Below are 18,171 nucleotides of genomic sequence, written 5' to 3'. Positions count from 1 at the left end.
CTGTTATACTACTATTTGCACATACTGTTGGACTACTTGACCCAACACTCGCTGTAGTATCTGACGTTACTGTTATGGTTCCTGTTGCTTTTTCGCTTCCACAACCTCCGTTTAATGAAATTTCATAATTAAAAACGCCACTAACTGTTGGTGTTCCACTTATGGTAATTACATTATTTAACCATGTAGCTGTTACTCCTGCTGGTAAACCTGTTGCGGTTCCTATTGCAGTTGCTCCTGTTGTTGCATGTGTTATGTCTGTCATTAGTGTATTTACACATAAACTAGGCGTACTTGATCCTGCTGCTACCGTATTATCTGGCGTTACTGTAATCGTTCCTACTGCACTTACACTTCCACAACCTCCTGTTAATGGGATATCGTAATTATATACTCCACTAGCTGTTGGTGTTCCACTTATGGTAATTACATTATTTAACCATGTAGCTGTTACTCCTGCTGGTAAACCTGTTGCAGTTCCGATTCCTGTTCCTCCACTAGTTGTATGTGTAATGTCTGTCATAGCTCCATTGGTACATAAACTAAGAATTGTTGATGGTCCACTTACCGTATTTCCACCTGTATCTACATGTATTGTTCCTGTTGCTTTTTCAGTTCCACATCCTCCTGTTAATGGAATTTCATAATTAAAAGTTCCTGTTCCTGTTGGTGTTCCACTAATGGTAATTACATCACTTGCCCATGCTGCAGTTACTCCGGCTGGTAAACCTGTTGCTATACCAATTCCTGTAGCTCCTGCTGTAGTATGTGTAATGTCTCCCATCAGTGTACTTACACATAAAGTAGGACTGCTAGAGGCTACACTTGCTGTATTACTTACTACAACCGTAATTGTTCCTGTTGCAGTTTCGTTTCCACAACCTCCTGTTAATGGAATACTATAAGCAAAGTTTCCACTTACTGTTGGTGTTCCACTTATCGTAATCATATTACTTGCAAATGAAGCTGTTACTCCTGCTGGTAAACCTGTTGCAGTTCCTATACCCGTTGCTCCTGTTGTTGCATGCGTTATGTCTGTCATTAGTGTATTTACACATAAACTAGGCGTACTTGATCCTGCTGCTACCGTATTATCTGGCGTTACTGTAATCGTTCCTAATGCACTTACACTTCCACAACCTCCTGTTAACGGAATATCATAATTATATACTCCACTTACTGTTGGTGTTCCACTTATGGTAATCACATCATTTGCCCATGCTGCAGTTACTCCTGCAGGTAAACCTGTTGCAATTCCGATTCCTGTTCCTCCACTAGTTGTATGTGTAATGTCTGTCATAGCTCCATTGGTACATAAACTAAGAATTGTTGATGGTCCACTTACCGTATTTCCACCTGTATCTACATGTATTGTTCCTGTTGCTTTTTCAGTTCCACATCCTCCTGTTAATGGAATTTCATAATTAAAAGTTCCTGTTCCTGTTGGTGTTCCACTAATGGTAATCACATCACTTGCCCATGCTGCAGTTACTCCGGCTGGTAAGCCTGTTGCTATACCAATTCCTGTAGCTCCTGCTGTAGTATGTGTAATGTCTCCCATCAGTGTATTTACACATAAACTAGGACTGCTAGAGGCTACACTTGCTGTATTGCTTACTACAACCGTAATTGTTCCTGTTGCAGTTTCGTTTCCACAACCTCCTGTTAATGGAATACTATAAGTAAAGTTTCCATTTACTGTTGGTGTTCCACTTATCGTAATCACATCACTTGCAAATGAAGCTGTTACTCCTGCTGGTAAACCTGTTGCAGTTCCTATTCCTGTAGCTCCTGTTGTTGCATGCGTTATGTCTGTCATTAGTGTATTTACACATAAACTAGGCGTACTTGATCCTACTGTTACCGTATTATCTGGCGTTACTGTAATCGTTCCTACTGCACTTACACTTCCACAACCTCCTGTTAACGGAATATCATAATTATATACTCCACTTACTGTTGGTGTTCCACTTATCGTAATCACATCATTTGCCCATGCTGCAGTTACTCCGGCTGGTAAACCTGTAGCTACTCCTACTCCTGTAGCTCCTGTAGTACTATGCGTAATCGCTGTTATTAATGTATTAACACATGAACTTGGGCTGCTTGAGGCTGCACTTACTGTATTATCTGGTAGTACCGTAATGGTTCCTGTTGCTTTTTCAGCTCCACAACCTCCTGTTAATGGAATTTCATAATTAAAAGTTCCAGCTACTGTAGGCGTTCCACTAATGGTAATCACATCACTTGCCCATACTGCTGTTACCCCTGCTGGTAAGTTTATTGCGGTTCCTATTCCTGTGGCTCCTACTGTACTATGTGTAATGTTTGTTATTAATGTATTTACACATGAACTAGGACTGCTTGAAGCTGCACTTACCGTATTACTTATTATAACTGTAATTGTTCCTGAAGCTGATTCACTTCCACATCCTCCTGTTAATGGAATATTATAATTAAACACTCCACTAGCTGTTGGTGTTCCACTTATCGTAATCACATCACTTGAAAATGAAGCTGTTACCCCTGCTGGCAAACCTGTTGCAGTTCCTATTCCTGTAGCTCCTGTTGTTGTATGTGTTATGTTTGCCATAGCTCCATTGATACATAAACTAGGTGTACTCGACGCAACACTTGCGGTATTACTTGGTGTTACCGTAATTGTTCCTGTTGCTGTTACACTTCCACAACCTCCTGTTAATGGAATGTCGTAGTTAAAAGTTCCTGATGCTGTTGGACTACCACTTATAGTAATCACATCATTTGCCCATGCTGCAGTTACTCCGGCTGGTAAACCTGTAGCTACTCCTACTCCTGTAGCTCCTGTAGTACTATGCGTAATCGCTGTTATTAATGTATTAACACATGAACTTGGGCTGCTTGAGGCTGCACTTACTGTATTATCTGGTATTACCGTAATGGTTCCTGTTGCTGTTACACTTCCACAGCCTCCTGTTAATGGAATACTGTAATTGAAAACTCCACTCACTGTAGGTGTTCCACTAATTGTAATCTCATTATTTGCCCATACTGCAGTTATTCCTGCTGGTAAGCCTGTTGCTACTCCAATCCCAGTTCCTCCTGTGGTGGTATGTGTAATATCTCTTACAACACTTCCTATACATAAACTAGGTGTACTTGAAGCTGTACTTACCGTATTTCCACTTGTAATTACATCTATTGTTCCGGTTGCTGATTCGCTTCCACAGCCTCCTGTTAATGGAATATCATAATTAAAGGTTCCACTAGCTGTTGGTGTTCCACTTATCGTGATTACATCACCTGCCCATGCTGCTGTTACCCCTGCTGGTAAACCTGTTGCGGTTCCTATTCCAGTTGCTCCTGTTGTTGTATGCGTAACATCTATCATTAACGTATTTACACATGAACTTGGGCTGCTTGAAGCTGCGCTTACTGTATTACTTACTACAACTGTTATGGTTCCTGTTGCACTTACATTTCCACAACTTACACCTGTTAATGGAATATCATAATTAAATACACCACTAGCCGTTGGTGTTCCACTTATCGTGATTACATCACCTGCCCATGCTGCAGTTACTCCTGCTGGTAAACCTGTTGCGCTTCCTATTCCTGTAACTCCTGTGGTTGTATGTGTAACGTCTGTCATTAACGTATTAACACATAAACCAGGACTGCTTGAAGCTACACTTACTGTACTATTTGGTGTTACTGTAATTGTTCCTGTTGCGTTAACCGTTTCACAACCTCCTATTAATGGTATTTCATAATTAAAAATTCCACTTGCTGTTGGCGTTCCACTAATAGTAATCACATCACTTGCCCATACTGCAGTTATTCCTGCAGGTAAGCCTGTTGCTGTACCAATTCCTGTAGCGCCCGTAGTTACATGAGTAATGTCGGTAAGCACTGTACTCATACATAACGTTGGCGTGCTTGATGCTGCTGCTACGGTATTATCTGGAGTCACCGTAATTGTACCCTTTGCACTTACCGTTCCACAGCCTCCTGTTAATGGAATTTCATAATTAAAAGTTCCAGCTACTGTAGGCGTTCCACTAATGGTAATCACATCACTTGCCCATGCTGCAGTTACTCCTGCTGGTAAGTTTATGGCTGTTCCTATTCCTGTAGCTCCTGTAGTTGTATGTGTAATATTGGTAAGTACCGTATTTATACATAAACTAGGATTGCTTGACGCTGCTCCTGCGGTATTATCTGAATCTATAATAAATAGTGCTTCATTAGATATAACCGTTGTACAAATATTTTTAGTACTTGTTAATAGTACTCTATATTTATTTGTTGATACTAACTGTGATGGATTTGTTAAGGTTAAAGATGTTGATGTTGCCCCGCTATAGATTCCTCCATCTGTTATTGCACTCCATGGTCCTGAACCTCCTACTTGTTCTTCCCATTGGTAAACCAACCCTAGAGTACTAGAGGTTCCTGTAGAAAAATCTGGAACTGTTGCTGGTGCTGTACCTGTATAGTTTGTTGTTACTTTAGAAACTGCATCTATTGTAAGTGTTACATTCTCTCCTATACATACCTTTTGATTTACTGGCTGTGCTGCTATTTCAATTGTAGCGGCATTATATTCGTTTCCTGTAAGTCCATTATAGTTTGTACTCTCTATAACTCCTCCTGTAGTAACCTGTCCTAAATTATTAACTCCATCTCCATCTACGTATCCATTATTATCTGAATCTACTCCTCCAGACTCTAAGGCGTCATTACAACCGTTATTATCTGAATTTGGATCTAAATGATTTGGAATATTATCTTTATCAGCATCATACGCTGCTTCTACAATACCGTTAACATCGCCTATTGTATTATCTGCATCGTTGTCATCTAAATACAATGGAACTCCATCTTTATCTCCGTCTGACAAAGGATCATTCCCTGCAGTTTCCACGGTATCTAAAATCCCATCATTATCATCATCTATATCAAGCGCATCATACACCGTATCGTTATCAGTATCAGTTGTTACAAGTATTGCTAATGTTAAATAAGTTCCATCATTTAAATTAACATCTGTAAGTTCTCCACTTGCATTTAACTGCCCTAATATAGTTGTCCCTGTAGAAAAATCTCCATCATCATCAGATATTAAAAAATAATTATCATCGAATCCATCAAATTTAAAATTTACTTTTTGCGTAAAATTCGTAGCACTTACTCTCCACTCTCTTCCTATACGGTTTGTATACTTTATAGGGTTCATCTCCGTTGTTTGTGTAGATATTGCCCCACCGTTATTTGATAATACTAAATATTGTTTATCATTAGTATGAGTTGTTGTTCTTAGTGCATTAATATTAGATACTGTAAAATTAGCATCTAATGCAAGTGTTAAAATAACTCCCAAATTAACACTCTTCGAAACTCTTTGATTTAATGTAGAAGCTCTATCTCCAGCAATACCAAAAATATCCTTTTTATAATCCCCATTTGCTGCTGCATCCCAAACAACAGTAGATTCACTATTTAAGTAATTTTGTGCAGTTGTTTGATCTAATGTAATTCCATATTTCAAAGCAAAATATGAATTTACCCTTGCTGATTCATTAATAGTTAATTCTCTATCATAGTAAACAACTTCTGCTATATTTCCAGACCAATGCTCTTTATTTGCATAAGATGAATTTCCTAAAGAATTCTGACCTATTGTAAAGTAAGAACCTAAAGCAGTATTTAATCCTGTTTTTGAAACTGTTCCAGATACATCACCATTAGAAGACATTGAAATTTCGGTAGTTGACACTCCTACTTTTGCTATAGTTGATAATGCATCATCCCAATAGTCTTGCCTAACTAAAGAAGCGCCTCCATTATGAGATGCTAATATAGCCCCATTAGTATTTTGTTGCTTTCCTAAATCAAACCCATTACCTGCACTGTTGTTGTATACTCCAAAGCCACCTATATATCTCCAACCTGCATTATTATCAGAATTTGCTACAGCAAAGACTGTTCTGGAGTTATTTCCTGTTACTAATCCTGTGGTTGGAAATCCTCGTAATCCATCTGTACCATCGAATACTAATGCTGGATTAAAGTTCTGAGAAAGGTCTGAATATCCTGGATTACCTTTACCTGGATTAATTTCTAAAGTACGATTACCTTGTATAGAATTCCACTGGGTAATATTATCAATTCCTGAAGCTGTTGCATTTGTTCCATAATCTGCAGTTAACCAAAATTGAATCCCCTCTACCACACCTCCTGGCGATGGTTTATAAGCAACTATTGTTAAATAATCTCCATTTGTAATAGATACATTTGTAATTGCCCCATCAGCATCTAATACTCCTAATTCTGTAGCTCCTGATGAAAAATCTCCATCAGTATCTTTCATTAAATAATACTTAATATTTCCATTAGAACCATAACCTTCTGCCTTTATATTTACTATTTGAGAAAAATTAGTTAATGAAGCTCTCCACTCACGTTTCATTCTTGTATTATAAAAATTCGGACCTGCTGTTGGAACTTCTGTTATCTCATCTACAGTTGTCGTTTCACCATTATCACTCAACATTAAAAACTGCTTGTCATTAGCATGATCTATTGTTCTTGTGGCATCGTCATTTGGTGCTGTAAAATTATTATCTATAGATACTATTAAAAAAGAGTTTTGTCCTATAGATTTCGACACTTTTTGGTTTAATCTCGAATCGTCATCTTTACCAATACCAAAAACATCATTTGTATATCCTGCATTTGCTGCGGCATCCCATATTACAGTACCGTCGCTCATTACATAGTTTGTTGCAACTTTTTGATTTAAAGTAATACCATATTTTACTGCTAAATACGATTCTACTTTATTAATTTCTACAGCATTTAATTGCCATGGAAAATTGATAACCTCTGCAATACTTCCTGAAAAATTATCAGTTGCACCATAATCTGGTGCTATTCCTATTGTAAAATCACTCCCTCCACTTAACCTTGTAGCAGCATTGGTTACTGTACTGATTATGTCTGATTTTGAATTTACACTTCCAAAAACATTATCGGAAGTCAATATATTTGAATTTACATATTGCGCTCTTGTAATATAACTTCCTTCTAATTCATATAAATCACCGGTATCATTAGCGTAATAATTACCCCCACCAAAATCAATCCCTAAATCTTGATTTTGATCTCTTACATTAAAATTAGAATTCGTGGCTGCTAACCCATACCCCGTCATTACGTTTCGAGAAGTAAGCCCTTTTGTAGATACTACAAACGTAGTTCTTGAGTGAGCATCATATGCTAAGTCATTAGCATGATCTGGCACTTTCATATTACCATTTCCAAACTTAACAGTTGCATTAAAGTTCATTAATTTATCTGCTGTAGTTGCATAATATAATGGAGCCCCTCCTGGCACTAAATTATTTTGATTTGATGTTTGATCATTCCACGCACTTGGAACAGCACCTTCTGATCCTACAACACCTGAATTTGCCTTATGCCAAGATCCTATATGAGCATCTATAAAAAGTTGATCATCTGGAATTTCTACAAAATCGGTTGGCAATCCTCCTGGAAGCGCCCATTCTAAATCAAGCATAGAGCCTCCATTAGAACTAAATCTCACTTCTATATCATGAGATCCTGCAGTTAAATTAACGAGCCCTCCTGCTACAGCACCACAACAGTTTCCTACCAAGTATTCTGCTCCATCAATTAGTAGAACCGCATCGTCATTTAAATTATTAAACTGAAAGGTATAATCCCCTGGAGTAATAACATTTACTCTAGTTTTTAGTATTAATGAAAAATTACTTCCAATTTCACTTGTAAAACTTGTCTGCGCATTATCAAGGTTATTAATATAACCTGTACTCAATAATGTTCCTGTTATACCATCTTCTGGAGTATCATCAAACCCTGAGTATAATTCATAAGTAACTCCATTTACATTAACTCCCGAAAGAACACCTCCCGGCCCTGGCATGTATGCTGCTATAGTTATATAATTACCATCTGTTAAAGCAACTCCTGAAAGTTCTCCATTAACATCAAATTCTCCTAACTCTGTAGCTCCAGATGAAAAATCTCCATCAGCATCCATTAATAAATAATATCGCCATGAAGTGGGAAAAGGAAGCTTGTTTTTATTAATTTTTAAATTAATTGTTTGTGAAAAATTAGTGTTACTAATTTTCCATTCTCTTCCAACTCTTTCGGTATATGATGCTCCTAATTCTGTTACTTTAGAACCTAAAGAAGCATGATTATTACTCAATATTAAAAACTGCTTGTCATTAATATGATTTGTTGTTCTTATAGGACTATTATTTGATTCTGTAAAATCTTTAGTTAACGCTATCGTTAATACATCTCCATCTATCTGTGTAGACTTTGACACTTTTTGATTTAGCCCTGAATTATCATCCCTACCGATTCCAAATATATCATTTGTATAGCCTGCATTTGTTGCTGCATTCCAAACCACTGTATTATCACTAAGAATATAATTTGTTGGAACTGTTTGATCTAAACTAACACCATACTTTATTGCTAAATACGATTCTACTTTATTAATTTCTGTAGCATTTAATTGCCATGGATAATTTATAACTTCTGCAATACTTCCTGAAAAATTATCAATTGAAGTATAATCTGGTGCTATTCCTATTGTAAAATCACTCCCTCCACTTAACCTTGTAGCGGCATTGGTTACTGTACTGATTATATCTGATTTTGAATTTACACTTCCAAAAACATTATCGGAAGTCAATATATTTGAATTTACATATTGCGCTCTTGTAATATAACTTCCTTCTAATTCATATAAATCATCGGTATTATTATCGTGATAAATACCTCCACCAAAACTAATCCCTAAATCTTGATTTGCATCTCTTACATTAAAACTAGAATTCGTGGCTGCTAACCCATACCCCGTCATTACGTTTCGAGAAGTAAGCCCTTTTGTAGATACTACAAACGTAGTTCTTGATTGCTTACCATATGCTAAGTCATTAGCATGATCTGGCACTTTCATATTACCATTTCCAAACTTAACAGTTGCATTAAAGTTCATTAATTTATCTGCTGTAGTTGCATAATATAATGGAGCCCCTCCTGGCACTAAATTATTTTGATTTGATGTTTGATCATTCCAAGCACTTGGAGTCGCTCCATCTGACCCTACAACACCTGCATTTGCCTTATGCCAAGATCCTATATGAACGTCTATAAAAAGTTGATTATCTGGAATTTCTACAAAATCGGTTGGCAATCCTCCTGGAGGCGCCCATTCTAAATCAAGCATAGAGCCTCCATTAGAACTAAATCTCACTTCTATATCATGAGATCCTGCAGTTAAATTAACGAGCCCTCCTGCTACAGCACCACAACAGTTTCCTACCAAGTATTCTGCTCCATTAATTAATAGAACTGCATCGTCATTTAAATTATTAAACCGAAATACATAATCTCCTGAAGTAATAACATTTAATTTCGTTTTTAACACTAATGAAAAATTACTTCCAATTTCACTTGTAAAACTTGTCTGTGCATTATCAAGGCTATTAATATAACCTGTGCTCAATAATGTTCCTGTTATACCATCTTCTGGTGTATCATCAAACCCTGAATATAACTCATAGGAAACTCCGTTCACTAATGATGTTTCAACCCCTCCGGGTGATTGACTAAAGGATTCTTGAACAAGAAACATTAGGAACATTCCTATAATGTAACTGTATTGTTGTTTCATAAACTTACTTTTAAAAAATTAATTTTCTTTATTTAGTATTAAACCCCCCTATTTTTCCTTAAATAAAACAAGCAGATGCTCTATTCCAAGCAAGAAAAAATTGACTGTTTTTTGCTTAATACTGGTTAATACTAATCAAAATTAGATAAGTTATATGTGTATACTCGCCCGTAAGTAACCAGCGGCAGACATATGTAATAAACGGTATGTTTTTACGTTTTTAAGGTAAGAGTATTGATAAAATAAAAATGCTTACTACTTAGAATTTACTAAATCAAGTAAAAATTCTACCCTTCTTCTAGCGACAGGGATTTGCTCTCCATTTTTCATTTCACAATAAAAACCATCTCCTTTAAAAATACTCGTTACAAAGTTTAAATTTGCTAAGTAACTTTTATGTATTCTAAAAAAAACGGAAGGATTGAGTGTACTTTCATACTCTCCTAAATTTCTAGTTGCTATTATATTTTTATCATTTATTAGATGTAAAAATGTATATCTTCCATCTGACTTTAAATAAATGATATCTTTAATACTAACAAAATCTATTCTTTTAATTGTTGGTATGGCTATAAAATTAAACTCATACTTAGTATCTAGTATTGAATCATGAGTTCTATTTAATTGCTCATCACTAGTATAAATATCTTTCTTTATATCTTCTATAGCATTTTCAACTGCAACTACTAATTCATCTATATTTATTGGTTTTAAAATATAATCAATGGCATTATATTTAAAGGCTTTAACTGCATATTCATCATAAGCTGTTACGAAAATAATTTTTGCGTTTTTATATGTTAATTCATTTAAGAGATCAAAACTTAATCCAACATCTAATCTTACGTCTAAAAATAAAATATTAGGTTGCTTTGTATTAATTAAACTAATTGCATCTTTTTTAGTATAAGCTTCTCCTATAACTTCTACCTCTGGACAATATTTTTTGATAAAACGAATTAATAGTTTTACACTATTTATCTCATCATCTATTACAACTGCGCTAATTTTTTCCATCTATTATTATTTTACGAATGCGTTGTTGGTATAATTAGTTCCACAACACTTCCAACCCCTTTACCTTTGTCTTTTAAATCAATAAACTTAATTAAAATCTTGTTTTTTTTCTGATAGTTTAATGTTTCTATTCGTTCTTTTAAAATATGTGTTCCAACAGAATTATATTTTCTTTGATTGTTCTTACTTGATGCTTCTCTTCCAATTCCATTATCCTTAACTATTCCTATCAAAGAATTTTCTGTACAGCTAAATACTATTTCTAATTTTCTATTATTTCTTTTTGGTTTTAAACCATGTACAATTGCATTCTCTATAATTGGCTGAAAAAGCATGCAGGGTATTTTAATTTGTTTATCGCCTATGTTTTCTTCAATACTTAACTTGAAATCAAGATTATTATTTAATCTAAACTTTTCCATAGAAATATACGACTTTATATATTCTACTTCTTTTTCAAAAGGGATAAACTCTGTTCTACTCATATTTAATGTGTAGCGTATTAATTTTGAAAACTCTGAGAAAACCCTATTTACTTCTCTTTCATCATTAATAATTATAAGATTTTGAAGACTGTTTAATATATTAAAAATAAAATGAGAATTCATTTGAGCTCTAAGTGCCTTCGCTTCTAAATTTAAGAGTTTAACTTTTTGGCTTTCCTTCTTTTTTATTTGCTTTATTTTATAAAAACTTATGCGTAGAAAACTTAAAATAATTAAAATTATAATTATTGTTAAAAACCACCATGTTTTATAAAAAACTTGTTCGATATATACTTTATAACTTAGGATATTTGTTTCTATACCATTAGGTGTTCTTCCTTTTACCTCAAGTGTATATGTATTTGGCGCTATTCCATTTAATTGAATTGTACCATTATTACCTAATGCTATCCATTCTTTATTTATTTTTTTAATTCTATAGAAGTAAACATTGTTATCGTAATTAAACAAATCATTTATTCCGAACTTTAATGTAAGGTAATTACGATTATATGGAATGTCAAAGCTTTTTATTGCAGCTACATTATAAACAAAACTTTTATTTGTAGTACTCTGTTCGTCGAATTTTTTAATTTCTGCTAAAAATATTTTACTTGGCTTCGTTTTTGCTATTTTACTATATGGGTTAAACCGTAATAATCCGTTAATCCCTCCAAAATAAATGTTGCCTTTGCTATCTTCAAAAACCGATTTATAATTAAACTCATTATCTGGTAATCCATCATACTTATAAAAACTTTCTATCTTTTTGGTTGTTTTATTTAGTTTTTTCAATCCATTATAAGTTGCATACCAAACATTATTTCCCTTTTCATAAATTCCAGTAATGTTTTCTTCTGTAATTTTTATTTTATTTTTTAAACTTGTAGAATTATCTTGATGAATATTTTGCAAGCCGTTTTCTGTTCCTATCCAAATAGAATTTTGTTCGCTTTTATAAATATATCGAACATTGTCGTTTACCAAAGGGTATTCTTTATTTTTTGAACTAAAATGTATAACACTATCCTGAGAAAGGTTCTTTTTATATAAACCTCCATTTTTTAACATTCCAATCCAGAGTGTATTTTTTTCTTTATCAAAATAAATTTCACCCACCGTTTTATTTCTAATATTATAGGGCCCTATTTTAGAAAGATCTCTAAATTGTTTTGTTTTTAAATTAAATTCTTCCAATCCAAAACTTCCCCCTACAATTAATTTATCATCACTTATTTGCTCAATATCATAAGTTGAATGTTCTATAGGTCCTGGTATTTTAGAAAAAAATGATGTTACTTTTTTTGTATTTAAATTAATTTTAAATAAATGTTTCCCATAGCCATAGCCCCAAAGAATACTATCGTTTTGCTTATGAACACCATAGATATAATTATTAAGCTCTTTAGCTACTGATAATTGTTTAAACTTATCTGCTTTTGGGGATAATTTAAAAAATCCATTACCTACACTAAAAACAATAATACTACCATCTGATTGTTCTATAATAGATCTACAACTAATTGTAGTTTTCACCCCATATTCTTCTTTATTATTCAGAAAAGTTTCAAACTGAGCTTCTAATTGTTTAGTTAGATGAAACCTATCTTCATTTTGTATTAGTATTTTCCCTTCATTATCTAGTCCTAGATCCCGTATTCGAGAGCCTGTATCTACTTCATTTAATTTTTCATATTCTATTTTGTTATTTTTTAATTTAAAACTAGAGAAAATTATTTTATGCTCATTAATAGCAACCGTTTTAAATAATTCTTCAGTGTTTTTTTTATTTTTCCCTGATAAGATTGTTTCTCGATTATAGGGTACAGAAGTAATGAGTTTATTAATTTCTTTTACATAAAAATAATGATATGTTTTATCTAAAAATTTATAACTCCCTGAAACCCCTTCTTTAAATTGACTTTTATTTGGAGAAAAACTTATAAAATAGTCTCCATAAAATGGGCGATAAAATGGGCTAAAATCTATTAATAACTTAAATTTAAAATCTTTAAACTGAAACCATTTATTTCCTTTAAATAATAGCAAAGAACCATTTGCCAACTCTTCTTTAATTACTATTCCATTATAAAATGATTCTGTTACATTATAAAATGAATCATCTATAGCAAACGAAGTGATTACTCCTCCTAAAGAATATGAAAATAATTTGTTGCTTCTTGTTCCCATCCAAATAGTTCCATCTGAACCTTCTATAAAAGATGAAAACTCTATAAAATTATTATTTTCCTTTTTTAAACGCTGTACCCAAAAAGATTTTCCTGTTTTTAAATCCAAACAATAGGCTCCTATATTGGTAGCAACCCATAATTGATTGTTCTTTGTTTTGTAGATTACAGAGCTATTATAATTAGAATCATTGGGCGACCTCATCGGATAAACTATTCGTGTTACCCCGTACTCTTTAACAATTCCTCCACGTATAATGTACCACAAAAAGCCATCACTATCTATATATGGTACTTTACTTCTTAACTTAGAATCTAGTCCATTATTTATCGGTATTTTTTTTAATTTATAAGATTGGGAATTCACTTCTATACTAGAAAGTATAAAAAATAGTAGTACTATATTAAAAATAAAATATTGTTTCATAGCTCCCCCAAAAAGCTTTCCTAAGATAAGGAAACTTTTTTATTTTTAACAACTATTTTTACCTGCCATTCTATTTTAACTATTCACCTTACTTAAATATTAATCTTATCTAAATTTCTAATAAGCTTTTCAAAATTAGTTGACTGAGATCGTATTTGAATTTATGCAAAAAATAATTTTCTCCTACAGAAACATAAATGAGTAAAAACCTACATTAAATAAACAATACATTAGTTGAACTTATGAACAAAAAATGGAGAGCCCGTTATAAAGCAAAAAAGAAAAAGTAATGGTAATTATTTGTTTGAAAAGAAAATTATGAAAAAACTTTGTAGTGATTGTTTGGTTATTTCAATATATTCTTAAAACATAAGTAAATAATAGAATTCTCTGGGTACACCCAATGTGTTATATCCTTTCCTTTTAAATACAAGTAAGCTCGTACAGTTCCTTCTGTTAAAAAGTATAAATACCTACACGTTTTACCCTCTTCAACTAAAAAACCATTTTTTAAATATTCTTTTTCTACGGCAACTTTCTTTATTGCTTCTTCAATTCCCTCAGAAATAAAAATGTGTTGTTTAATAAAATCAATGAAATTCTGCATACAACAAAACTAAGGAATACTTAATAAAACTTACTAATAATAAGGCTATAACATATGCTTAAAATAAAAAAGCAACTAGTAAACTAATTGCTTTTTTTTATTTTATTATTCTTGTTTGAATAATTGTTCTTTGTACGCTGCTTTTTTTATCAATGCTCTTCTTTCTACTGAAGGCTTTGTAAATTGCTTACGCTCTCTTAATTCTTGTAGAACTTTTACATTTCTAAACTTACGTTTGTAACGCTTTAAGGCTCTATCAATATTTTCACCTTCTTTTACTATAATTCTTAACATATATAAGACTTTTATTACTGGTTGATTGTTTTTAACCATAAATACCTCAACCTTCTTATTTATATTATAAGACCATTGGCATAATGATTTATTCTTTAAATTAAAAATTCTATTAAAAATGCTTAACTAAAGCAACTGAAAACTATAAATAACTGAAAATATAGTGTTTAAGATGTGTAGATTTTCTCCTTTTATGGATAGAATATTAATATCGCACGAAGTTACTGCTTATTTACTTGTTTTACAAGGATTCTATATAATAAAAAAGCCCAATCAATGATTGGGCTTTTTTATTATATAGTTTCTCCTAATTCTTTTAATTTAGAAGTATTTTCTGCCATCATTAATTCATCAATAATTTTCTGAATATCACCATTTATAATGTTTGATAAATCATATAAGGTTAATCCGATTCTATGATCAGTCATACGACCTTGTGGGAAGTTATAAGTTCTAATCTTTGCAGATCTATCTCCAGAAGTAACCATTGTTCCTCTTTTTAAAGCATCTTCAGCATTTTTCTTAGCTAACTCCATCTCGTATAAACGAGAACGTAATACTTTAAAGGCTTTTTCTTTATTTTTATGCTGTGATTTCTGATCTTGACATTGCGCTACTAAGCCAGTAGGAATATGTGTTAAACGCACTGCCGAATAGGTTGTATTTACTGACTGACCTCCAGGACCTGAAGAACAGAAAAAATCGATACGTACATCTTTCGGGTTTATCTCTACATCAAACTCTTCTGCTTCTGGAAAAACCATACAAGTAGCTGCCGATGTATGCACACGTCCTTGCGTTTCAGTTTGTGGTACACGTTGTACACGGTGTACTCCTGCCTCAAATTTTAAAGTTCCATATACGTCTTCTCCTGAAACTTCAAATTGAATTTCCTTAAATCCGCCATTGGTACCTTCAGAGTAATCTACCGTAGAAACTTTCCAACCTTTACTTTCACAATATTTAGTATACATTCTAAATAATTCACCTGCAAAAATACTTGCTTCATCACCACCAGCACCTGCTCTAAGTTCAACTACAGCATTCTTAGCATCTTCTGGATCTTTAGGAATTAACATGAATTTAATTTCACTTTCTAAAATCGGAATACGCTTTTTAGCTTCATCCATTTCCATTTTAGCCATTTCCATCATTTCCACATCACTTCCGTCTGCTATAATTTCTTTAGCTTCTTCTATTGAATCCGTTAGGCTTTTATATTCATTACCCTTCTTTACAACTTTACCTAAATCTTTATATTCTTTACTTAACTTAGCGTAACGTTTTTGATCCATTATAACGTCTGGTTGGATAATTAAATCCGAAACCTCATCATAACGTTGCTTTATAATTCTTATTTTATCTAACATCTTCTAGCTTTTCTGGTTCGCGAATTTACGCTTTTTTATCGAATTTAATCCATATCTTTAACTCATTTAAGACCAGCATTATGCGCTATTACCTATTCATACTTACTTGTATTCTATTTTTTTCTTGTCAAACAAAGAAGAAAAACAATAAACCAAATTGGCTATTTGGTAAATGGGAGCGCATTAATGAAAAACCTGATAAAAGTACTTTTGATTTTTGGAACAAAGATTTAACAGGAATTGGTTTTACCTTAAAAGAATCGGATACTATTTTTAAAGAAACCATGAGTATTGTAACAATTGAAGATACTTTGCATTTAAAAATTGAAGGAGTAAATGATACTCCTACATTATTCAAATTTACAAAACAAACTGACTCTTCTTTTGTTTGTGAGAATGAACAGAATGAATTTCCTAAAAAGATTTATTATTATAAAGAAAACAAACAGTTAAAATGTAAAATTTCTAATGATAAATTCTCTATAGATTTTGTGTTTAATAAAATAAAACATTAACCTATCTCTAACTTATACCCAACTCCATGTATATTAGTTATTTTAATTGAAGTATCCTCTTTTAATTTTTTACGCAACTTAGAAATATAAGTATCTAAACTCCTACCTACAAAAACACCATTATCTTCCCAAACTTTTTTCATTAACTCATCCCTTTTTATAATCTGATTTGGGCTATCAACAAAAATGCTCAAGAGCTCACATTCTTTTTTAGATAAATTGATTTCTATAGCTTGTTTTACTAATTTATTTTGCTCTGGGTAAAATTGAAAACTCCCAATAATTGTAGCATCATTTGCTTTTTTAACGGGTTTTTCTTCAGTTTTAGATTTAGAAAACACATAATCCAACCCAAAAAGCATTAATAGGAATACCAATCCAAATAAAAAGAATAGCTTATTAAAAAATGTAGTAGCTAGATTAGTAAACTTTACTTCAATAGTATAGCAATTAATTGGTAGAACTCTGCCTCTACAAGGTATAATATCTTTTCCTTTCGAGTTTTTAATTTCATAACTATAGGCTACTTGGTTATCTACACATTGTAATACCTCTACTCTATAATGATCTGATAAGTCAGCTTTCCTAAAACTATTTTTAACAAGAGTTACCAAATTACTAGGCTCAAAAGACAGTTGTTTCTGAAATAAAATTTCATATCTATTTTCACCTAACTCAACCACTGGTAATACTAATGAAGTAGAATCTTTATTAGAAAGTAATAATTGATTCCCAACATCACGTAATGAAACTTTCACTCGTTCAGGGAAATCTTCATCATCTATATTTACATTAGAAAATATCCAACCTAAAAAAAGAATAACTATTAAAACAACATATGTATAAACTTTCTTTCTACTCATAATGGCTGTAAATAACATATATTTTTATGACTTTTCACATCTATTGACACTTCTTTTACATTTTTTTGACACTTTTTTTCCTCCTCTAAAATAGTTTTACTGAAAACTTAAAAATATATAAAATGAAAAAAATTATTATCCTACTTATTTGTCTTACATGTTTATCTACTGCCAGTAATTCTCAAGAAAAACTTAAAATAAATATTTCTAAAAGTACTATTAAATGGATTGGTGAATATACTTTTTATTTTGGCGGACATGATGGCTTTATACAATTAAAAAGTGGTCATTTTATAAAAACTGGTGCGGTTATTACTGGTGGAGAATTTGTTATTGATATGAATTCCATTTCCAATACAGATATTAAAAAGAAAAAAGGAAAAAAAAGTTTAGTTAATCATTTAAAGGAGCCTGATTTTTTTGATGTAAAAAAATATCCTTTAGCTAAACTAGTTATTACTAAAGTTAAATATTCAGATCCCACGCATGCAAGATTAGAAGCTGACCTAACTCTAAAAGGAATTAAAAAACCAATAAACTTTAAAGCTGAACTTAATTATGATAAAAAAGAAATAAAAACTCGTTTTAAAATTGACAGAAGAGCTTGGAATGTTAGCTATAAAAGTACAGTTAAGGATGGAGCTATTTCTGATGCAATCGGATTTGAAGTAACCTTAAAATTATAG

8 protein-coding genes and 1 pseudogene are annotated in these 18,171 nt (G+C 32.4%); 2 read left to right on the top strand and 7 right to left on the bottom strand.

The features are described from left to right. From Q0881_RS16890 to prfA, 6 genes and pseudogenes are all read right to left on the bottom strand, one after another. Positions 1-9,718: pseudogene (locus Q0881_RS16890) on the bottom strand (hypothetical protein); the annotation flags it as partial. Between the two features lie 255 nt (positions 9,719-9,973). Then, complete coding sequence (locus Q0881_RS16885) at positions 9,974-10,735, bottom strand: LytTR family DNA-binding domain-containing protein (protein ID WP_299162892.1); 762 nt, start codon at positions 10,733-10,735, stop codon at positions 9,974-9,976. 11 nt (positions 10,736-10,746) lie between these two features. After that, complete coding sequence (locus Q0881_RS16880; RefSeq protein ID WP_299162890.1) at positions 10,747-13,776, bottom strand: histidine kinase; 3,030 nt, start codon at positions 13,774-13,776, stop codon at positions 10,747-10,749. 406 nt (positions 13,777-14,182) lie between these two features. Continuing rightward, positions 14,183-14,443, bottom strand: coding sequence for a hypothetical protein (locus tag Q0881_RS16875; protein WP_299162888.1), 261 nt, complete (start codon positions 14,441-14,443; stop codon positions 14,183-14,185). Between the two features lie 105 nt (positions 14,444-14,548). Continuing rightward, the gene (gene rpsU, locus Q0881_RS16870; protein WP_299162885.1) at positions 14,549-14,737 is read right to left on the bottom strand and encodes a 30S ribosomal protein S21; all 189 of its coding nucleotides are present in this window, start codon (positions 14,735-14,737) and stop codon (positions 14,549-14,551) included. A gap of 293 nt (positions 14,738-15,030) precedes the next feature. Further along, positions 15,031-16,107, bottom strand: a complete 1,077-nt coding sequence (gene prfA / locus Q0881_RS16865) for a peptide chain release factor 1 (RefSeq protein ID WP_299162882.1) — start codon at positions 16,105-16,107, stop codon at positions 15,031-15,033. 80 nt (positions 16,108-16,187) lie between these two features. Between prfA and Q0881_RS16860 the strand changes: the two genes are divergently transcribed. Then, on the top strand, positions 16,188-16,622 hold the full coding sequence (locus tag Q0881_RS16860; protein WP_299162879.1) for a hypothetical protein: 435 nt from the start codon (positions 16,188-16,190) through the stop codon (positions 16,620-16,622). Here the strand turns inward: Q0881_RS16860 and Q0881_RS16855 are convergent. After that, complete coding sequence (locus Q0881_RS16855; RefSeq protein WP_299162876.1) at positions 16,619-17,485, bottom strand: winged helix-turn-helix domain-containing protein; 867 nt, start codon at positions 17,483-17,485, stop codon at positions 16,619-16,621. The two genes, Q0881_RS16860 and Q0881_RS16855, sit on opposite strands and share 4 nt — an antisense overlap. Before the next feature lie 122 nt (positions 17,486-17,607). Between Q0881_RS16855 and Q0881_RS16850 the strand changes: the two genes are divergently transcribed. Beyond that, complete coding sequence (locus Q0881_RS16850) at positions 17,608-18,171, top strand: YceI family protein (RefSeq protein ID WP_299162873.1); 564 nt, start codon at positions 17,608-17,610, stop codon at positions 18,169-18,171.

Origin of the sequence: uncultured Tenacibaculum sp. (genome assembly GCF_947494125.1) — a bacterium.
GTDB lineage: Bacteria > Bacteroidota > Bacteroidia > Flavobacteriales > Flavobacteriaceae > Polaribacter.
Note: the sequence above shows the minus strand (reverse complement) of the source record. Positions and strands in the feature narration are given on the sequence as shown.